General features: G+C 64.5%; 20 protein-coding genes and 1 pseudogene. 14 read left to right on the plus strand and 7 right to left on the minus strand.

The annotated features are described in order from the left end of the window. The first annotated feature begins 50 nt into the window (after positions 1–50). From DK874_RS04925 to DK874_RS04940, 4 genes are read left to right on the plus strand one after another with little or no spacing between them, the layout of a single operon-like run. Positions 51–779 carry a Nif3-like dinuclear metal center hexameric protein gene (locus DK874_RS04925; protein ID WP_114312911.1) on the plus strand — a complete coding sequence of 243 codons (729 nt, stop codon included), beginning with the start codon at positions 51–53 and terminating at the stop codon, positions 777–779. Next, positions 776–1,375: a dTMP kinase gene (tmk, locus tag DK874_RS04930; RefSeq protein WP_114312912.1), complete on the plus strand. Its 600-nt coding sequence runs from the start codon at positions 776–778 to the stop codon at positions 1,373–1,375. Before DK874_RS04925 ends, tmk begins: the two co-directional genes overlap by 4 nt. 33 nt (positions 1,376–1,408) lie before the next feature. Beyond that, positions 1,409–1,876 (plus strand): DUF192 domain-containing protein, encoded by a 468-nt coding sequence (locus DK874_RS04935; RefSeq protein WP_114312913.1) that lies wholly within the window; start codon positions 1,409–1,411, stop codon positions 1,874–1,876. After that, entirely contained in the window at positions 1,876–2,325 is a 450-nt protein-coding gene (locus tag DK874_RS04940; RefSeq protein WP_114312914.1) for a DUF192 domain-containing protein, read from the plus strand. Before DK874_RS04935 ends, DK874_RS04940 begins: the two co-directional genes overlap by 1 nt. Before the next feature lie 42 nt (positions 2,326–2,367). On the opposite strand, the gene DK874_RS04945 is transcribed toward DK874_RS04940, so the two are convergent. Beyond that, positions 2,368–2,595 (minus strand): FmdB family zinc ribbon protein, encoded by a 228-nt coding sequence (locus tag DK874_RS04945; protein WP_114312915.1) that lies wholly within the window; start codon positions 2,593–2,595, stop codon positions 2,368–2,370. Between the two features lie 75 nt (positions 2,596–2,670). Here DK874_RS04945 and DK874_RS04950 point away from each other — a divergent pair, with 75 nt between their 5' ends. Together DK874_RS04950 and DK874_RS04955 are read left to right on the plus strand one after the other, a co-directional pair. Continuing rightward, positions 2,671–3,192 (plus strand): 5-formyltetrahydrofolate cyclo-ligase, encoded by a 522-nt coding sequence (locus DK874_RS04950; RefSeq protein ID WP_162798722.1) that lies wholly within the window; start codon positions 2,671–2,673, stop codon positions 3,190–3,192. A 37-nt stretch (positions 3,193–3,229) separates the two neighbouring features. Beyond that, positions 3,230–3,859, plus strand: a complete 630-nt coding sequence (locus DK874_RS04955) for an HAD family hydrolase (RefSeq protein WP_114312917.1) — start codon at positions 3,230–3,232, stop codon at positions 3,857–3,859. On the opposite strand, the gene DK874_RS04960 is transcribed toward DK874_RS04955, so the two are convergent. The 3 genes from DK874_RS04960 to DK874_RS04970 form a co-directional block, all read right to left on the minus strand. Continuing rightward, positions 3,835–5,199 (minus strand): S-layer homology domain-containing protein, encoded by a 1,365-nt coding sequence (locus DK874_RS04960; protein ID WP_114312918.1) that lies wholly within the window; start codon positions 5,197–5,199, stop codon positions 3,835–3,837. The two genes, DK874_RS04955 and DK874_RS04960, sit on opposite strands and share 25 nt — an antisense overlap. Positions 5,200–5,266: 67 nt before the next feature. Then, positions 5,267–5,794 carry a type I phosphoribosyltransferase gene (locus tag DK874_RS04965; protein ID WP_114312919.1) on the minus strand — a complete coding sequence of 176 codons (528 nt, stop codon included), beginning with the start codon at positions 5,792–5,794 and terminating at the stop codon, positions 5,267–5,269. 8 nt (positions 5,795–5,802) lie between these two features. Further along, positions 5,803–6,339: a phosphoribosyltransferase family protein gene (locus DK874_RS04970; protein WP_114312920.1), complete on the minus strand. Its 537-nt coding sequence runs from the start codon at positions 6,337–6,339 to the stop codon at positions 5,803–5,805. A gap of 22 nt (positions 6,340–6,361) precedes the next feature. Between DK874_RS04970 and DK874_RS04975 the strand changes: the two genes are divergently transcribed. Both DK874_RS04975 and DK874_RS04980 read left to right on the plus strand, forming a co-directional pair. Then, positions 6,362–6,790, plus strand: a complete 429-nt coding sequence (locus DK874_RS04975; protein WP_114312921.1) for a bifunctional nuclease family protein — start codon at positions 6,362–6,364, stop codon at positions 6,788–6,790. Continuing rightward, a pseudogene (locus DK874_RS04980) lies at positions 6,790–7,038 on the plus strand (acid phosphatase); the annotation flags it as partial. The gene DK874_RS04975 and the pseudogene DK874_RS04980, both read left to right, overlap by 1 nt. A gap of 22 nt (positions 7,039–7,060) precedes the next feature. On the opposite strand, the gene DK874_RS04985 reads toward DK874_RS04980, so the two are convergent. Continuing rightward, complete coding sequence (locus DK874_RS04985; protein WP_114312922.1) at positions 7,061–7,384, minus strand: histidine triad nucleotide-binding protein; 324 nt, start codon at positions 7,382–7,384, stop codon at positions 7,061–7,063. A gap of 10 nt (positions 7,385–7,394) precedes the next feature. Continuing rightward, positions 7,395–8,702, minus strand: coding sequence for a MiaB/RimO family radical SAM methylthiotransferase (locus tag DK874_RS04990; protein ID WP_114312923.1), 1,308 nt, complete (start codon positions 8,700–8,702; stop codon positions 7,395–7,397). A 175-nt stretch (positions 8,703–8,877) separates the two neighbouring features. Here DK874_RS04990 and DK874_RS04995 point away from each other — a divergent pair, with 175 nt between their 5' ends. From DK874_RS04995 to DK874_RS05015, 5 genes are read left to right on the plus strand one after another with little or no spacing between them, the layout of a single operon-like run. Further along, positions 8,878–13,080: a ribonucleotide reductase barrel domain-containing protein gene (locus tag DK874_RS04995; RefSeq protein WP_114312924.1), complete on the plus strand. Its 4,203-nt coding sequence runs from the start codon at positions 8,878–8,880 to the stop codon at positions 13,078–13,080. Positions 13,081–13,138: 58 nt separating this feature from the next. After that, positions 13,139–13,690, plus strand: a complete 552-nt coding sequence (locus tag DK874_RS05000) for a Uma2 family endonuclease (protein WP_114312925.1) — start codon at positions 13,139–13,141, stop codon at positions 13,688–13,690. Further along, on the plus strand, positions 13,690–14,313 hold the full coding sequence (locus DK874_RS05005) for a phosphoribosylanthranilate isomerase (RefSeq protein WP_114313015.1): 624 nt from the start codon (positions 13,690–13,692) through the stop codon (positions 14,311–14,313). Before DK874_RS05000 ends, DK874_RS05005 begins: the two co-directional genes overlap by 1 nt. Continuing rightward, positions 14,310–15,101, plus strand: a complete 792-nt coding sequence (locus DK874_RS05010; protein WP_114312926.1) for an inositol monophosphatase family protein — start codon at positions 14,310–14,312, stop codon at positions 15,099–15,101. Before DK874_RS05005 ends, DK874_RS05010 begins: the two co-directional genes overlap by 4 nt. 10 nt (positions 15,102–15,111) lie before the next feature. Beyond that, positions 15,112–15,591 (plus strand): flavin reductase family protein, encoded by a 480-nt coding sequence (locus DK874_RS05015; protein WP_114312927.1) that lies wholly within the window; start codon positions 15,112–15,114, stop codon positions 15,589–15,591. Here DK874_RS05015 and DK874_RS05020 read toward each other — a convergent pair. Continuing rightward, complete coding sequence (locus DK874_RS05020; RefSeq protein WP_114312928.1) at positions 15,588–15,974, minus strand: M67 family metallopeptidase; 387 nt, start codon at positions 15,972–15,974, stop codon at positions 15,588–15,590. The two genes, DK874_RS05015 and DK874_RS05020, sit on opposite strands and share 4 nt — an antisense overlap. 47 nt (positions 15,975–16,021) lie before the next feature. Here DK874_RS05020 and DK874_RS05025 point away from each other — a divergent pair, with 47 nt between their 5' ends. After that, positions 16,022–18,019, plus strand: coding sequence for an elongation factor G (locus DK874_RS05025; RefSeq protein ID WP_114312929.1), 1,998 nt, complete (start codon positions 16,022–16,024; stop codon positions 18,017–18,019). Positions 18,020–18,026: the final 7 nt, after the last annotated feature.

Here is an 18,026-nt window from a genome sequence, read left to right on the forward strand (position 1 = left end):
ACCGGTCATTCGCCTGTCCCCAGGCTCCCCTTTCCGGTAAGCTGGGCACCATGGACCGGGACGAGCTGGTGGGCTACTTGGACACGTACCTGCGCCTAGGAGACTTCCCCCAGGACCCCTCCCTAAACGGCCTGCAGGTGGAGGGGAAGAAGGAGGTGCGGAAGGTTGGGGCGGCGGTGGACGCCGCCGAGGCCATCTTCCAAAAGGCAAGGGCGGAGGGAGTGGACTTCCTCCTGGTCCACCACGGCCTTTTTTGGGGAAAACCCTTCCCCATCGTGGGCCACCACAAGCGCCGGCTGGAGCTTCTCCTCCAAGGAGGCATCAACCTCTACGCCGCCCACCTTCCCTTAGACGCCCACCCCGAGGTGGGCAACAACCACCAGCTGGCCCAGGCTCTGGGTCTGGTGGAGCTGGAACCCTTCGACGTGGGGGTAAAGGGCCGCTTTCCCTTCCCTACCCCCTTGGCCCAGGTGGCGGACATGCTGGGCCAGCTTACGGGGATGCAGCCTTTGGTCCACCAAGGGGGCAAAGGCCTGGTGGAAACGGTGACCCTCGTATCCGGCGGGGCGGCCAGCCTGATAGGCCAGGTGGACACGGACCTCTTCATCACCGGGGAACCCAAGCACAGCGTCTTCCACGAGACCTTTGAGCGGGGCCTTAACGTCATCTACGCCGGCCACTACGACACCGAGGTCTTCGGGGTCAAGGCCCTGGCCCAGCACCTGGAAGCCCGCTTTGGCCTGCCCTGGGTTTTCCTGGACCATCCCACGGGGCTATGAAGGGCTTTTTCCTCACCCTCGAAGGCCTGGACGGCTCCGGTAAGACCACCCAGGCCCGACTCCTGGCCCGGTTCCTGGAAGAGAAGGGAATCCGGGTCCTTCTGACCCGGGAGCCCGGCGGGGGGCTTAAGGGGGTGCGGGACCTTCTCCTAAAGGGAGGGGCCCTCTCTCCGGAAGCCGAGTACCTCCTCTTCAGCGCCGACCGGGCAGAACACGTGCGCAAGGTCATCCTTCCCGCCTTGGAAGAGGGCTACTGGGTCATCTCCGACCGCTACCTGGACTCCAGCCTGGCCTACCAGGGCTATGGCCGCGGCCTTCCCCTCCCTTGGCTTCTAGAGGTGGCCAGGCGGGCCACCTTGGACCTGAAACCCCGCCTCACCTTCCTCCTGGACCTTCCCCCGGAGGAGGCCCTTAAGCGGGTAGCCACGCCGGACCGCCTGGAAAGGACGGGGCTGGAGTTCTTTAGGCGGGTCAGGGAAGGCTACCTTCGGCTGGCGAAAGCGGAACCCGAGCGCTTCCGGGTGGTGGACGCCACCCGGCCGGTGGCCGAGGTGCAAGCGGCCATTCAGTCGGGCATCTCCCCACTCTTCCCCTAAGGAAAGGGCATCTCCATCTGCCATAATGAGCCTATGCTCCTTTTTCCCGCCCGGTGGCTGGCCCCCTGGGTCCTGGGGCTTCTGGCCCTGGCCCAGGGCCTATCCTTTCCCAAGAGCACCCTTTACGTGGAGCAGGGGGGAAGGCGCCACGTCCTCAAGGTGGAGGTGGCCGACACCCCAGAGCGCCAGGCCCAGGGCCTCATGTTCCGCAAAAGCCTGGGGGAGGACGAGGGCATGGTTTTCCTCTTCCCCACCCCCACGGCCGGGGGCTTCTGGATGAAAAATACCCTCATTCCCCTTTCCATCGCCTTCTTTGACCGCCAAGGGCAGATCCTCCGCATTCTGGACATGGAGCCCTGCCGCAAAGACCCCTGCCCCGTGTACTACCCTGGGGTGGTCTACCAAGGGGCCCTCGAGGTGAACCAAAGCTGGTTCCAGAAACGGGGCCTTACCCCCGGGGCCCGGGTGGGGGGCGAGGCCCTGAAGTTCTGGCCCCGATAGTGGAACGGAATCCCTTTCTCCCCATCGCCGCCTTCCTTCTCTTGATCGCACTTTCCGTAGTTTCCTTTCTGGGCTACATGCTGGCGGCCCAAAGGCTCCAGACCCCCCCTCCCCCCCAAAGGGTGGTGGTGGAAACCCAGGAGGGCACTCGCGCCTTAAAGGCCCGCCTGGCCCGCACCCCGGAGGCCTGGAGCCGGGGCCTGGGGATGCGGGGTGAGGAGCTGGAGGCCCTCCTCTACCTCTTCCCCAAGGCCACCGACGCCCCCTTTACCGCCCAAGGCTACCGCTTCGCCGTCCTCCTGGCCTTCCTGGACGCCAAGGGCCAGGTGCTCAAGGTGGCGCGGCTGCAACCCGGGGAAACCTACGCCCCTGGCCTTGCCTACCGGGGGGTGCTGGAGGTACGGGAGGGGCTTTTAAACCTTTCCCCAGGGGACCGGGTGCGGTACTAGGCCTCCCCTAAACAACAAGGCCTTGGGCCCTAGCCCAAGACCTCACTCCTTGTCCTTGGATTCCCCGCCTTCGGACTTGGAGCTGGTGTCCTTTTTGGCGTAGTCCTTCACATGCCAGCCCGAACCCTTGAAGATGATGGCGGGCGGGGTGATAACCCGCTTCAAGGGCTCCCCGGTCTCCGGGTGCGCCTTAAGAGGCTCGTCGTGGAAGCCCTGTTCGAACTCGTAGTAGTTACCCGTCTCCAGGCCCTTGTAGACGTAAACCGGCATACCCACCCTCCTGTCTGGCCATTTTGACACTCAACTACCTTGAGTGTCAAGAGGGGGAAATGGTACCCTCCCCCCGTGGACAAGCCCAGCTTACGCCGCCACTGCCTTCGCCTTTGGCGGACCCTGGACCGAGAGCGCCTTTCCCGGCAGGTGGCGGAGGCCCTGGTGCCCTGGCTGAAGGGGCAGGGCTTCCGGGAAATCCTCCTCTACCATCCCCTGCCCCACGAGCTCAACCTCCTTTCCCTCACCCAGCTTTACCCTGCCCGCTACCACCTGCCTAAAGTGGCTGGCCTAGGACTCACGGTACACCCCCTGGGCCCCTTGGCCCCCGGGCCCTTCGGCCTTTTGGAACCCACCACAAAGCCGGTGGACCCCGAGGTCCTGGAGCTGGTGGTGGTCCCCGGGTTAGCCTTTGACCAGGAAGGCTACCGCCTGGGGCACGGCAAGGGGTACTATGACCGCTTCCTGGCCACGATCCGGGCCGAGAAGCTGGGGGTGATCCCCAAGGCCCTTCTGTTTCCCCGCCTCCCCCGGGACCCTTGGGATGTGCCGGTAAGCTTCTTGGCCACGGAGGAGGGGGTGCACCCGGTCAGATGACCCATGGGTCAAGCCCTGGGATGCTACACTTAGGCCCATGCGAGGAGCCCTTCTGGACCGGGACGGGGTTTTGCTCCTGATGGACGAGGAAGCCCTTTACAAAAGGGCCCTGGAGCTTTCCCTCCATGGAGCCGGGCTTGACAGGGCCTTGGCCGTCCTGGCCTGGGCGGTGCGGGAGGTGAACGAAGCGGTCCGTACCCTAAGGGTGCGGACCCTCGAGGAGGAAGCCGCTTTCTGGAAGGCCCTGGCCCAGAAGGCGGCGGAGGGGCTTGGGCTTTCCAGTTCCGCTCAAACCTCCTTATCCGAAAAGCTCCTCTCCTGGCGCTATTACCACTTCCTGCGCAAAGCCCCAGGGGCGGAAGCCCTTCTTCGGAGTCTGAAAGAACAAGGGCTCAAGGTGGGCGTCCTCTCCAACACCCTGCCAAGCCTTTGGGAGAGCCTCGCCTATCACGGCCTGGACCGGTACGTGGATGGCTTCTTCGCCTCCTGCTCCCTGGGGGTAGCCAAGCCGGACCCCAGGGCGTTCCGGATGGCCCTCGAGGGCCTGAGTCTAGCCCCTGAAGAGACCCTTTACCTGGACGATGATCCGGAAAATGTGGAAGTGGCCCGCAGGCTAGGCCTGCGGGCCGAGGTATACCACGCTTACCAAAGGGCGCTGGGCAACTGAATCCGGAGGATCTTCCCCCCCACCCCGGTAAGCAGGCGGTCCGAGGCTTCCACACCCAGTCCCCAGGCTTCGGCAACAGGTACCTCCACCAGCAAAACCTTGGCCACGGGACGCACAGGTACGGGGCTTCGCTCCTCCAGTCCCCCTTCATCCCAGGCGCTAAAGGCTATGTCCTCGCCAGCATTAAGGTTAATCCGATAAAGGCGGCCCTTTTGGCCAACCGTCTCCAAGACCAGAAGGCTTTTGGGATCCGCCCAGGCTACCCCAGCCACCCGAGCCCCCACTTCATCCAGCAGGTACACGTATTCCGCATAAAGACCCACAGGGTTGGTTAAGAGGAGGACCAGGCGCACAATCCGGCTTGGGCAGTTGCAAAGGGGTTCAGCATTGACCAGGAGCAAGTAGTTCCCAGAAGGATCCAGGGCCAGGTGGCCCTCCCGCAAGTTCTTAAATACCGGCGGCAAAACTCCCTTGCCCCCAGGGGTATCCACAGGCACGTAACGTTGTCGCCCATCTTCTAGGGCACCCGCCTTCAAAACCCAAGGGGGAACCGCCGCCAAAGCACCCGAGGCACTCCCAATCTCCTCCAGCCCCGTGGGGGTTAGCCGGTAGACCTTCTCTTCTGTGAGCACCACGGTATGCCCCATACGGGTACCCATCCACCGGCCAGCTACCTCCAGGTTCTCCACCTTAGCCTCCTCCCTGGAAGAAGCCGGAACCCCGGGTTGGGAAGGAGGCCCAGGAACCTTGGACAGCTGGGAACCCACCAGGGAGTGCAAAGCAGCCAAAGCCCGGGCCAACTGGTATCGGTTAACCTGCGCCTCCAAGCCAAACGAGCCGTCGGGATTGGGATCCATCAAGCCCGTACCCAGCACCTTTTGCACCGCTTTCGCCGCCCAGTGGGAGGCCGGCACATCCCAAGGAAGGGGTGCCTCCTTGGCCAAGGAAAGTTTGTCCAAAAGCTTGGCCAACACCACCGCCAGCGCTCCCCGGGTCAAGGGCTCGTTGCCGCGAAAGGTGCCATCGGGATACCCCGTGACCAGCCCCCAGGAAACCGCCAAAGCCAAGGACTCTAATGCCCAGTGCCCCTGAGGCACATCCCGAAACCTCACCTCTCGGGCCTCTGCCCCCATGTCTTTAAGCACCCGCCCCAAGGCCGTAGCCAGCTGGTAGCGATTTAAGGGCTCCCGACCACGGAAAGTACCATCAGGATAGCCTTGTATCCAACCGGCCGCCACCACCCGCTCCACCTGTTCGGCCAAGGTGCCTGAGGGGATATCAGAGAAAGCCGCCCACGACAAGCCTGCCAGAAAAAGCAACCCAACCCAAGTCCACTTCATAAAGACCCCTTGGCAAAAATAACCGAGGGGTCCGGATCCTGTCCAGACCCCTCTCGGATTCCCAAGTCTAAAGCACGGGAAGCTCGGCCACGGTCACCACATCCACCGTTGAAACCCCTTGGCGGAAGACGGCTAGCCGCCCCACCACATGCCCCCCGGCCCTATGCACCATGCGCTCCATGGCCTTCATGGTTTCACCGCTTGCCACCACATCGGATACCAGGGTCACCTTCTGGTTGAGAAGCTTTTCAGCAAAACGCCGGTCCAGCCAGAGCACCTCCCCTACCCCTAGGGTCAGGGTCTGCACCTCCTGGATGATGGGATCCTCCATGTAAGGGCGTCGGCGCCTTCTCGCCACCACGTAAGGCAGGCCCATCTCCTCCGCCAGCACATGGGTGAGGGGAATGGGGCTGGTTTCCGTGGTGAAAAGCACCTCGGTTCCCAGAGGTACCAAGGGCTTTAGGGCCTGGGCCGCAGCCCGCACCAGCTCAGGGTCCCCCAAAAACTCCACCAGGGGGATGCGCCGTCCTGGTAAGGGCTCGATGAGGGGCACATGCCGGGTAACGCCACCGATGGTAATGGGATAGGTTTCCATACAACCTCCTATTCCGGCTTAAAGAGAGGCAGATGACCCAGGGCGGTGACATCCTGGCGGGGCGTTCCCTCGGTGAAGACCGCCAGGACCGCCACCACCTGGCCCCCCACGCTCTCAATGAGTTCCCTTAGACCGGAAAGGGTGGACCCTGTGGACACCACGTCGTCCACAATGGCCACCTTGTGCCCCCGGATGAGGGGGATGTCCGCCCCGTCCAGCACCAAAAGCTGGGGCTTGCCCGTGGTGATGGAGAGCACCTGACGGCTCACGGGGTTGATCATGTAGGGCTTCTCCGTCTTGCGGGCCACCACGTAGGGCTTCTTGGTGATCCGGGAAAGGGCGTGGGCCAAGGGCACCGCCTTGACCTCCGGGGTGACCAGGGTTTCCACCTCGGGGGGAAGATGCTTGGCCAGTTCCTCGGCGGCGGCCTCGGTGAGCTCGGTGTCCCCCAGAAGGTTTAAAAGGGCCACCGCCACATCCGGGCCCACCTGAACGATGGGAAGCTCGCGCCGAACCCCAGCGATCTCCACAGGGTAGGTCCTCACGCCGCTAGTCTATACTCTAGGTATGCTAAGCGCCAAGATAGAAACCCTGGGCGTGGACCCCCAGAACGGGAGCGTGGTGGTTCTGCTCAGGACGGAGAACGACAAGCTTCTTCCCATCGTCATCGGTCCCCTCGAGGCCCACCACATCGTGGTGGCCTTGCAAGGGGAAAAACCCCCCCGCCCCCTAACCCCTGACCTTCTGCTGTCCGTAATGGAAATGCTCCAAGGAAAACTCCTTCGGGTGGAAATCATTGACCTGCGAGACGGAACCTTCTACGCTCGCCTCATCCTGGAGCACCGGGGCATTGAGCTGGAGGTGGACGCAAGGCCCTCCGACGCTATGGCCCTGGCCTTAAGGGCCGGGGCCCCCATCCTGGTGGCGGAGGAAGTGGTGGAAAGGGCCGGGGTAGAGGAGGCCAGCCTAAAGCCCCACGGAGCAGCGGAAGCCTAGTGCAAAGGGCTATTCTCCTCCTCCTTTTCCTGGGGCTGGCCTTGGGCCAGCGCCTGGCGGTCATAGGGGATTGGGGCCAGGACACCCCCGGCCGCCCGCAGGTGGCCAGGCTCCTTCGAGCGGAGCATGCCCGCAAGCCCCTCGCTGCCCTTCTTACCGTGGGGGACAATTTCTACCCCCGGGGGCAGGTGGTGGAAGGCTTTCTCCGGGAGCTTCCCCCCGTGCCCCTCTACCCCGCCTTTGGCAACCGGGTGCTGGACCGCTTTGTCCTTAGGAAGGGCTCCCCATGACGTGCACGTGCACGTGGAAGACCTCCTGTCCCCCCTTCTCCCCCACGTGCACCTGGACCTTGTAGCCCTCTAGCCCCAAGGACCGCGCCACCCGGTTGGCGGTGCGGAAAAGGGCCCCGAGCTTCCTCTCCCCCTCCTCCGTGTCGGGGTAGTCGGAAAGCTTCTCTACGTGCTCCTTGGGCACCACCAAAACATGCACCGGGGCCCTAGGCCTTATGTCGTGGAAGGCCACAAAGCCCGCATCCTCGTAGACCTTCCGGGAAGAAAGCTCCCCGGCGATGATGCGGCAGAACACGCACTCCATGGGGAAAAGTCTACCCTAAGGGAAGCTCCACAGGAAGCGGCGGCCCTTCCACCACCGCCTCCACCCGGCCCAAAAGGGTGTACCCCTCCGCCCCCTCCACCCGGGCCAAAACCGTGTCCCCGGGCCGGGTAGGCCCAGAAAGCCGGGCCTCGTAGTAGTCAGGGGTATGGCCTAAGGCCAAGCCATCCTGGATCCTCTCCACCAGGACCTCCACCTGGCTTCCCAGCTTGGGCCTTAGGCGCTCCTCCGCTAGGCGCTGGGCCAAGGCGATGATCTCCTTGGTGCGCCGCTTGCGCACCTCTGGGGGCACCTGGGGCATGGAGGCCGCCTTGGTCTTGGGCCTGGGGGTGTAGGTGAAGGCGTGGACCCGGGTGGGCCTGAGCTCCTCCAAGAAGGCTAGGGTTTCCTGGTGCTCCTCCTCGGTCTCCGTGGGTAGGCCGGCAATGACGTCCGTGGTGAGGGCAAAGCCGGGGATAAGCTCGTAGGCCCTCTGCACCAGCTTACGGTAGTAGGCCTTGTCGTAGCGGCGGCCCATGAGCCTTAGGAGGCGGTCCGAGCCCGTCTGCAGGGAAAGGTGCAGGTGGGGCCTGACCCCGGGGGCATAGCGGGCGATGACCCCAAGGAGATCCTCCCCCACGTCCTCGGGCTCAATGGAGGAAAGCCGCACCCTTGCCCCCAGGTGGTGGAGGTCCTCCACCAACCCCGCAAGGCCCTTGGGATGGCCCCGGTAGCTTCCCAGCCGCACCCCCGTGAGCACGATTTCCTTGATGCCCATCCGGAGAAGCGTCTCCGCCTCCGCCAAGGCGTCCCGGAAGTCCCGGTGCCGCTCCTTGCCCCGTAGCCGGGGGATGATGCAGTAGGCGCAGCCCACCTGGCAGCCATCCTGCACCTTCAAAAAGGCCCGCACCCGGCTATTCAAAAGCCCCCTCTCCCCCGCCCCCCAGAACTCGTTGGGGGGGGTGGTGATGGGGTCTGCGGGGAGGCCAAAGTGCTCCAGGATCACCTTGGGAAGCTCCGCTTTGCGGGTGTTGGGCACCACGGCGTCGGCACCCAGTTCCCGCACCTCCTCAGGGGCAAGCTCGGCATAGCATCCCGTGACCACGATAAAGGCCTTGGGATTAGCCCTCCTGGCCCGGCGGATCTCCTTGCGGGCGTCGGCCTCGGCGGTGGTGGTCACCGCGCAGGTGTTGATGACCACCAGGTCGGCCCCCGCCTCGAGGGGAACCACCTCCGGCTCCAAGGCCTTAAGGAAGCCCAAAAGGGCCTCGGTTTCCACCTGGTTCACCTTGCACCCCAGGGTGCGGAAGGCCGCGCGCATCCTTTCCATTCTGGTAGGCTAAGGGGACCAAGTCAACAACCGGGGGCAGAGTGTGATCCCCCCCACTTGCGGTGAAAACCCCAGGAGTTGTAGCATCACCTCCGTCTGCCCCAAGATATGGGGGAAGGCCCTTGGGGCCAGCGATCTTGTCCACTCAAGTACTCAGGGAGGATTTATGGAGCATTTGTTTGATGAGCACGCACAGGCCATCGCCAAACGCCAGTATCTGCAAGAAGGGGATGGGGACATCCTGGGCATGTTCCGCCGGGTGGCCCGGGAGATCGCCAAGGTGGAGAAGCCGGAAGACCGCGCCTTCTGGGAGGAAAAGTTTTACCATCTCATGGCCTCCAAGCGCTTCTCCCCTGGGGGGCGCATCCTGTCGGGGGCGGGCACCCTGCACGGCAACCTTCTGAACTGCTTTGTGCAAGGGGCCACGGAGAACCCACCGGAAAGCTTTGAAGGCATCATGGAGGTGGCCAAGAAACTGGCCCTGGTCACCAAGGTGGGCGGGGGCAATGGGGTCAACCTGGACCCCTACCGCTCCAAGGGGAACCGCAAGCGCCGGGCGGTGCAGGGGGTGGCCTACCTCTCCGCCCGCCATCCCGATGTGACCGACTTCATCCGGGGCCTGATGCGCCCCCCCACCAATCCCGAAGGGGAAAAGGAGGAGATCGCCCTGAAGAACTTCAAAAGGGCCGTTTACGGGGAGGTTTCCCCCGAGCTTAGGTCCCTGGCGGAGCGCTACGGGGTAGGCATCCTCAAGGAACCTCCTGAGGCCATCCGGGTGCCCGACGACATGGGGGGGATTATCGACGCCGCCCAAAAGGCCGCCGACCTGGCCCGCAAGGGCTTTTCGCCCCATGTGGACTTCTCCCTTCTACGGCCCGAAGGAGCCCCCATCCGGGGCTCTGGGGGCACCAGCTCGGGGCCGGTGAGTTTTCTGTTTGAAATCTTTGACAACTTCCTGGAGTGGGCGGCTCTTGGGGCGGAGGAGGCTGGTCCCGTAGCCACCTTGCGGTATGTATACGCTCCCGTACTGAGGGTGGTGCGCCAAGGCGGGACCCGCCGTGGCGCAGGCATGGCCACCCTTTCCATAGAGCACCCGGACCTTCTGGACTTCCTCACCGCCAAGGACCTGGACCGGGAGAAGGCGGAAGGGGACATCTCCACCTTCAACATCTCCGTCCTGGTCACCGAGGCCTTCATGAAGGCCCTCGAGGAGGACGCCCTTTGGCCCGTGACCCCCATTGAGGTGCCGGGCAAGTACTACCCCTACCCCGTGGAGGGCACCTACACGGGCCATATCCCCAGCCTGCCGGAACGGGAGGACGGGGCCAAGCCCATCCCCCTCTATGGGGGCAAGGTCCCCGCCCGCTGGCTTTGGCACGAGATCGCCTGGCACGCCTGGGCCACGGGAGAGCCGGGGCTCATCTTTGTGGACAGGATCAATGAGCTTTCCGCCCTAAAGGGGCTTGGGCCCAGGTACCAGATACACTCCACCAACCCCTGCTTCGTGGGCAGCACCCGCATCCCCACGGAGTACGGCCTGGTGCCCATTGAAGAACTGGTCCAGAAGGGAAGTTTCTTTCTGGTCACCGATAACCGGGCTCCCTTCGGGGGCTTGGGTGGACCTAGGCCGGGAATGGGCACCACTGTGCGCCGGGCCGCCAAGGCCTTCTTCACCGGGGTCAAGCCCGTGGTGCGCCTCACCACCCGGGAGGGCCTCGAGGTCACCCTTACCCCGGACCACAAGGTCCTAACCCCCGAGGGGTACCGAAAGGCGGGTGGCCTCAAGCCTGGGGACCGCATCCTGGTGCAAAGCGGAGAGGGCCTCTTCCCCAAGGAGGAGCTCCTCCCTGTCCCTGCCCTGGCCGTGGCCCAAGCCCGGGTAGCCACCGCGGGAAGCCGGGGCGGCAGGGGGCGCCAGGACGTGCAGGCCCAATATACCAACCTTCCCACCCGGTGGAGCCGGGAGCTAGGGGTAGCCCTGGGGTGGCTTTTGGGCGATGGCTATCTCCGGGAGGATGGGGTAGGCTTCTACTTCTCCCGGCAGGACTTTGAAAACGTTTCCTGGCTCCCCACCCTTCTAAGGGATTGGTTTGGCGGGGGAAGCCTACAAGAAACCCCCTCTTCCACTTACCACCTCCATTTCAACCGGATCCCCTCCGAGTTCTTCCAGGCCCTAGGGGTAAAACCCGCTAAGGGCACGGAGAAACGGGTCCCCGAAAGCCTCTTCCGGGCACCCCGCGAGGCCGTGGTGGGGTTTCTCCAAGGCCTTTTCAGCGCCGACGGCTCGGTGCAGATCAACCCCCACAAAAAGGACGCCACCATCCGCTTGGCCTCCTCGAGCCCGGAGCTTTTAAAGGATGTGCAGCTCCTTCTCCTCAACCTGGGCATCTATGGGAAGATCTACAAGCGCCGCGAGGCTGGGCTCAAGGCCTTACCCGATAGCCAGCGAAAGCCCAAGCTCTACCCGGTGGCCGCCCAGTACGAGCTTATTCTCGGGGCGGAAAACCGGGACCATTTCGCCGAGGTGGTGGGTTTCCTACAAAAGGAGAAGCAGGAAAAGCTCACCTCCTTCCTTAAAGCACGTCCCCGGGGGAGCTACGGAAAACCCTTCCTGGCCACCGTGGAAAAGATAGAGCCCGCTGGGGAGGCACCGGTTTACGATCTCACCGAGCCGGTCACCCACAGCCTCATCGCCGGAGGCTTGGTCTGCCACAACTGCGGGGAAATCCCCCTCACCACAGGCGAGCCCTGCGACCTGGGAGCCCTGAACCTGGCCGCCTACGTGAAGGATGGGGTCTTCCAGATGGAGGAGTTCCGAAAGGATGTCCACACCGCCATCCGCTTCCTGGACAACGTCCTGGACGTGAACCAGTTCGCCCTTAAGGACAACGAGGAGGCGGCCAAGAAGCTCCGCAGGCTGGGTCTCGGGGTCATGGGCCTGGCGGACGCCCTCATCAAGATGGGCCTCCCCTACGCCTCAGAGGCGGCCAGGGAAAAGGTCTACGAGATCATGTCCGCTATGCGGGAGGAGGCCATCAAGGCCTCGGAAGCCTTAGCCGAGGAGAGGGGCCCCTTCCCCCTCTACGAGGAGCACCGGGAGTACTTTGCCGCCTTAGGGGTAAGGCCCAGGCGCAACGTGGCCCTCCTCACCGTGGCCCCCACCGGCACTACCAGCATGCTCATGGGGGTTAGTAGCGGCATCGAGCCCGTCTTCAGCCCCTTCGTGTGGCGCAGGATCGGCGGGGAGTACAAGCCCCTCCTCCACCCCCTCTTCGTGGAGCTCATGGAGGCCTACCCGCCCCACCCCGAGTACGAGAAGGGGGGGAAGTGGGACTGGGACAGGATCATCTCCGCCATCCAGGAGGACGGGCACGGCTCCGTGAAGAACCTCCCCTTCGTCCCTGAGGCCATACGCCAGATCTTCGAGTGCGCCCACGACATCCACCCCCTGGACCACGTGCGCATGCAGGGAGCCGTCCAGCGGGCCTTCGACTCCGAGGGGTATGCGGGCAACTCCCTCTCCAAGACCATCAACCTGCCCAACCACGCCACCGTGGAAGAGGTGGAGGCCGCCTACCTGGAGGCCTACCGCACGGGGTGCAAGGGCATCACCGTCTACCGGGATGGCTCCCGGGAGTTCCAGGTGCTGACGGTAAAGAAAGCGGAGGAAAAGAAGGAGTCGCCGGTGGACGGGCAAGGTATGGGCTCCCACCTAGAAGAAGCTCCCTGGGCTTCCAACCCTGTCCCCCAGGCCCCTTCATCGGCACCTCAGCCGGGCACCCCCATATACGAGCGCCCAGGGAGGCTCATGGGCTTCACCGACATGGTCAAGCTCCTCTCCCCCGATGGGGGCAAGCGGAGCTTTTTGGTCACGGTGAACATGCTGGAAGGAAGGCCTATAGAGGTCATCCTCACCTCGGGCAAGGCGGGGGACGAGGCCAACGCCGATTCCGAGGCCTTAGGCCGGGTGGTTTCCATCGCCCTCCAATACGGGGTGCCCCCGGAGGCCCTCATCCGCACCCTTAGGGGCATCAACGGTGGGCTCTACGGCACCTACCAGGGGAGGCTGGTGTCCAGCAAGGCGGACCTGATCGCCGTGGCCTTGGAAACCATCCCCGAGGCCCTGAAGGGACAAGCTGCCCCTAGCCCTGAGGCAACCCCGCAGGTTCATTTGGGGAATGGGGACCCTGTGGCAGAGCTGGCCGGGATACCCCCCCTCTCCGGCGGTTCCCTGGGGGGGAGGGGGCCTCAAGAGGGACGGCTGGCCCTGGCGGGGGCCAGCACCTGCCCTGTCTGCGGGCAAAAGGCCCTGGTGCGGGAGGAAGGGTGCTTTAAGTGCCAGGTATGCGGTTATTCCAAGTGCGGTTAGGTGCGCCCTAGGGACCCAGGCCCCACCGGCTAGTCCGGTGGGGCCTTACACTAACGATATGGTCCAGCCCCGGCGCTTCACCCGCAAGGAGTACCGCCGCCTCCTGGAGGCTGGGGTGATCCAGGAGGATGAACGGGTGGAGCTCATTGAGGGTACCGTGGTGGAAATGAGCCCCATAGGAAGCCGGCATGCCGCAGGGGTCAAAAAGCTCAACGCCCTCTTTCACCAAGCCCTGGGGGAGCGGGCCCTTGTGGGAGTCCAGGACCCCATAAGGCTTTCCCCTTTTTCCGAACCCCAGCCGGACCTGGTCCTCCTGAAGGTGCGCCCCGACTTCTATGCCCAGGATCACCCTGGTCCGGAAGACATCCTTCTCCTGGTGGAGGTGGCCGAGGCTTCCCTAGCCTATGACCGTCAAGTAAAGCTTCCCCTTTACGCCCAGGCAGGGATTCCGGAGGTCTGGCTGGTGAACCTGGAGGAAAACAGGGTGGAGGTCTACCGGAATCCTATGGGAGGGGCCTTTCAGGAGGTGCGGGAGCTAGGCCCTGAGGACACCCTGTCCCCCATGGCCTTCCCTCAGGTTTCGTGGAAGGCAAAGGAGATTCTGCCTTGATCCGCATCAAGATCTGCGGCATAACCCGGTTGGAGGACGCCCTTCTGGCGGAGGCCCTGGGGGCCTTCGCCTTGGGATTTGTCTTCGCCCCGGGCTCCAAAAGGCGGGTGGCCCTCGAGGTGGCCCGGAGCATCTCGGAGGCCCTGGGGCCCTTGGCGGTGCGGGTAGGGGTCTTCCAGGACCAAGGCCCCGAGGAGGTGCTGAGGCTTGCGGAGGGGGCCAAGCTCCAGGTGGTCCAGCTCCATGGCCAGGAACCCCCGGAGTGGGCGGAGGCCATCGGCAAGCACTACCCCGTCATCAAAGCCTTTTCCCTCACCGGCCCCGCAGACCCCGCCTGGAAGGACTACCCCGCCAGCGCCCTCCTTCTGGACGGCAAGGTCCCGGGAAGCGGCCAGGCCTACCCAAGGGACTGGGCCCGGCCCCTTTTGCAAACCGGGAAGCGGGTGATCCTGGCCGGAGGGATCACCCCGGAAAACCTGGAGGAGGTTCTGGCGCTAAGGCCCTACGCCCTGGACCTTTCCAGCGGGGTGGAACAGGCCCCCGGGGTGAAGGACGAGGCCAAGTTGAGAAGGCTCTTCGCTAAAGTTAGAGATTTTGCGGCCCGGCGTATGATGGAAAGGTGATCGGCCAGAAGCACCCCTACTACCCCTTTTTGGAAACCATGCTGGAAGCCGCCCACCTGGCCAAGGGCATCCACGCCTACTACTTGGAAAAGGGCTTCACCCACGGCACCAAGTCCGGCCCCACCGATCTGGTGACCCAGGCGGACCGGGAATCGGAGGAGGCCATCAAAGAGCTTCTCCTTTCCCGCTTCCCCGAAGCGGGCTTCCTGGGGGAGGAAGGGGGGAGCGAGGGGGGAAAGGCCCTCCGCTTCATCGTGGACCCCCTGGACGGCACGGTGAACTACGCCCATGGCTTCCCCTTCTATGCGGTTTCCATCGCCCTCGAGGTGGAAGGCCAGATCCAGGTGGGCGTGGTCCTGGACACCAGCCGGGACGAGGCCTTTTACGCGGTGCGGGGAGAGGGCGCCTTCCTAAACGGCAGGCCCATCCGGGTCACAAAGCGGAAGGAGCTTTTGGGAAGCCTTCTCGCCACGGGATTTCCCTACGACGTGGCCAAGGACCCGGAGAACCTCACCTACTTCCACCGGGCCCTGTCCCAAGGGCTTTTGGTGCGCCGGCCTGGGGCGGCAGCTTTGGACCTGGTCTATGTGGCTGCCGGGAGGCTGGAGGGCTTCTGGGAGGTGAAGCTGAACCCCTGGGATGTGGCCGCAGGCTGGCTCATCGTGGAGGAGGCCGGGGGCAAGGTGACCGACCTGGAAGGCCGGCTCTACCGCCTGGGGCACCGCTACATCGTGGCCACCAACGGCGAGATCCACGAGGCCCTCATCCAGACCCTCCTGGGCCGCTAAAATAGGGGGCATGGACCTCGAGGCCAAAAAGAAAGTCCTGCGCAGCTTCACCTATGGCCTGTACATCCTCACGGCCAAGGACGGGGAGGACTACGCCGCCGGCACCGTGAACTGGGTAACCCAGGCCTCCTTCACCCCACCCCTCGTGGCCCTGGGGGTGAAGCGGGATAGCCGCCTCCACGGGCTGATCCAGCGCACGGGGAAGCTGGCCCTCATGACCCTGGCCCAGGACCAGAAGCCCATCGCCCAGGACTTCTTCAAGCCCACGGTGCGGGAGGGGAACACCCTAAACGGCCATCCCTTTGAACCCTCCCCCACCTTTGGCCTTCCCCTCCTCAGCGAGCTTCCCTACTGGCTCGAGGCCGAGGTGCGCCACCTTTACGAGGGCGGGGACCACAGCCTGGTGGTGGCCGAGGTGGTGGAGGCTGGGGTGAGGGAAGAGGCCAAGCCCCTCATCATGTGGGACACGGGCTGGTTCTACGGGGGTTAAGGGAGGAGGCTTAGGGGCACTTCCCTACCCTCCGGAAGGAGGAAGGCCCTGACCCCATCGGTGCCGAAGATCACGTAGGGCACCCGCCAGCGGGCCTCGCGAATGTCGGTGGGGCTAGGGAAAGCGGGCCCCGTGGGGTGGGAGTGGTAGATGGCCAGGAGGGCCAGGCCCTCCCTTTCCAACTCCTTCAAGGCCCGAAGCAGGGCCAAAGGCTCCGCCAAATACCCCGTCAAGGGCTCAGGGTGGACGTTGGGCAGGGGGACCACCCGTTCCACCTCCCGCCTGCCCGCCCACAGCCCCACCCCCTCCCTGGGCACCTCCTTATCCAGGTGGGTGCGGGTTTCCGCAAGAAGCCTCCTGGGCACGTAGAGCACTTGGGACAATCGCCCCCTCCTTAGGCCTATACTATGGGCACCAAGAAGGAGGGAAGATGATCCCAGGAACCTCTCCCATCCGAACCGTGGCCCTGGTGGGCCATGCGGGAAGCGGCAAAACCACCTTGACCGAGGCCCTTCTTTTCCGAACCGGCGCCAAGGAGCGCATGGGCCGGGTGGAGGACGGCACCACCACCACCGACTACACCCCCGAGGCCAAGCTCCACCGCACCACGGTGCGCACCGGGGTGGCCCCCCTAAAGTACAAGGGCCACCGCATCTTCCTCTTGGACGCCCCCGGCTACGGGGATTTCGTGGGGGAGATACGGGGGGCTTTGGAGGCTGCAGATGCCGCCTTGGTGACGGTTTCTGCGGAAAACGGGGTGCAGGTGGGCACGGAAAGGGCCTGGACCGTGGCGGAGCGGCTGGGTCTAGCCCGCATGGTGGTGGTCACCAAGCTGGACAAGGGCGGGGATTACTACGCCCTTTTGCAGGACCTCCGGGCCACCTTAGGCCACATCCTGCCCATTGACCTTCCCCTCTTGGAAGGGGGGCGCTGGGTGGGCCTTATCGATGTCTTCCACGGTAAGGCCTACCGGTACGAGAAGGGGCAGGAGGTGGAGGTACCCGTGCCCGAGGAGGAACAGGAACGGGCCGAGCGCTTCCGCCAGGAGGTCCTCGAGGCCATCGTGGAGACCGACGAGACCCTTTTGGAAAAGTACCTGGAGGGGGAGGAGGTGACCGGGGAGGCCCTGGAAAGGGCCTTCCACGAGGCGGTGCGCAAGGGCCTCCTCTATCCCGTGGCCCTGGCCTCGGGCACGGAAGGCATCGGGGTCCTACCCCTTTTGGACCTGGTCCTGGAGGCCCTCCCTTCCCCGGAGGAACGCTTTGGAAACGGCCCCGCCCTAGCCAAGGTCTTTAAGGTCCAGGTGGACCCCTTCATGGGCCAGGTGGCCTACGTGCGCCTCTACCGGGGAAGGCTAAGGCCCGGGGACGCCTTGCAAAGCGAGGCGGGCCCCATCCGCCTTCCCCATCTCTACGTGCCCATGGGCAAGGACCTTCTGGAGGTGGAAGAGGCGGAAGGGGGGTATATCCTGGGCCTCCCTAAGGCGGAAAACCTCCACCGGGGCATGGTGCTTTGGCAAGGGGAAAGGCCGGAAAGCGAGGCGGTGCCCTTCGCCCGTTTACCTGAGCCCAACGTGCCCGTGGCCATCCGGCCCAAGGGCAAGACGGACGAGGCCAAGCTGGGAGAGGCTTTGCGGAAACTGCTGGAGGAGGACCCCAGCTTAAGGCTTGAGCGCCAGGAGGAAACCGGGGAGCTCCTCCTTTGGGGACACGGGGAGCTCCACCTCACCACCGCCAAGGAGCGCCTGGCCGACTACGGGGTGGAGGTGGAGTTCTCCGTGCCCAAGGTGCCCTACCGGGAAACCATCCGCAAGGTGGCCGAGGGGCAGGGCAAGTACAAGAAGCAGACCGGGGGGCACGGCCAGTACGGGGACGTGTGGCTCAGGCTGGAGCCTGCCCCCGAGTACACCTTTGAGTGGCGCATCACCGGGGGGGTGATCCCCAGCAAGTACCAGGAGGCCATTGAGGAGGGGATCCTCGAGGCCGCCAAGAAGGGGGTTCTGGCGGGCTACCCGGTGATGGGCTTCAAGGCCATCGTGTATAACGGCTCCTACCACGAGGTGGACTCCTCCGACCTCGCCTTCCAGATCGCCGCCAGCATGGCCTTCAAGAAGGTGATGGAGCTGGCTAGCCCCGTTCTCCTGGAACCCATCTACCAGATCAAGGTGATCGCCCCCCAGGAGCGGGTGGGGGATATCCTCTCCGACCTTCAGGCAAGGCGGGGGCGGATCCTGGGCATGGAACAGGAGGGGGCCCTGGCGGCGGTGAGGGCCGAGGTGCCCCTGGCCGAGGTCCTGGAGTACTACAAGGCCTTGCCCAGCCTCACCGGGGGAGCGGGGGCCTACACCCTGGAGTTCAGCCACTACGCCGAGGTCCCCCCTCACCTGGCCCAGAAGGTGATCCAGGAGCGCAAGGCCGTGGAGGAATGAGGAGGCC

This window comes from Thermus caldifontis, assembly GCF_003336745.1.
GTDB classification, from domain to species: Bacteria; Deinococcota; Deinococci; order Deinococcales; family Thermaceae; genus Thermus; species Thermus caldifontis.

What these genes read in the sequence shown, in the direction of transcription:
- DK874_RS04995 (WP_114312924.1), top strand. Translation starts at nt 8,878, where the DNA reads ATGGAGCATTTGTTTGATGAGCACGCACAGGCCATCGCCAAACGCCAG.
- DK874_RS05025 (WP_114312929.1), top strand. Translation starts at nt 16,022, where the DNA reads ATGATCCCAGGAACCTCTCCCATCCGAACCGTGGCCCTGGTGGGCCAT.
- DK874_RS04935 (WP_114312913.1), top strand. Translation starts at nt 1,409, where the DNA reads ATGCTCCTTTTTCCCGCCCGGTGGCTGGCCCCCTGGGTCCTGGGGCTT.
- DK874_RS04975 (WP_114312921.1), top strand. Translation starts at nt 6,362, where the DNA reads ATGCTAAGCGCCAAGATAGAAACCCTGGGCGTGGACCCCCAGAACGGG.
- DK874_RS04925 (WP_114312911.1), top strand. Translation starts at nt 51, where the DNA reads ATGGACCGGGACGAGCTGGTGGGCTACTTGGACACGTACCTGCGCCTA.
- DK874_RS04945 (WP_114312915.1), bottom strand. Translation starts at nt 2,595, where the DNA reads ATGCCGGTTTACGTCTACAAGGGCCTGGAGACGGGTAACTACTACGAG.
- DK874_RS05000 (WP_114312925.1), top strand. Translation starts at nt 13,139, where the DNA reads ATGGTCCAGCCCCGGCGCTTCACCCGCAAGGAGTACCGCCGCCTCCTG.
- DK874_RS04985 (WP_114312922.1), bottom strand. Translation starts at nt 7,384, where the DNA reads ATGGAGTGCGTGTTCTGCCGCATCATCGCCGGGGAGCTTTCTTCCCGG.
- DK874_RS04965 (WP_114312919.1), bottom strand. Translation starts at nt 5,794, where the DNA reads ATGGAAACCTATCCCATTACCATCGGTGGCGTTACCCGGCATGTGCCC.
- DK874_RS05015 (WP_114312927.1), top strand. Translation starts at nt 15,112, where the DNA reads ATGGACCTCGAGGCCAAAAAGAAAGTCCTGCGCAGCTTCACCTATGGC.
- DK874_RS04960 (WP_114312918.1), bottom strand. Translation starts at nt 5,199, where the DNA reads ATGAAGTGGACTTGGGTTGGGTTGCTTTTTCTGGCAGGCTTGTCGTGG.
- DK874_RS04955 (WP_114312917.1), top strand. Translation starts at nt 3,230, where the DNA reads ATGCGAGGAGCCCTTCTGGACCGGGACGGGGTTTTGCTCCTGATGGAC.
- tmk (WP_114312912.1), top strand. Translation starts at nt 776, where the DNA reads ATGAAGGGCTTTTTCCTCACCCTCGAAGGCCTGGACGGCTCCGGTAAG.
- DK874_RS04990 (WP_114312923.1), bottom strand. Translation starts at nt 8,702, where the DNA reads ATGCGCGCGGCCTTCCGCACCCTGGGGTGCAAGGTGAACCAGGTGGAA.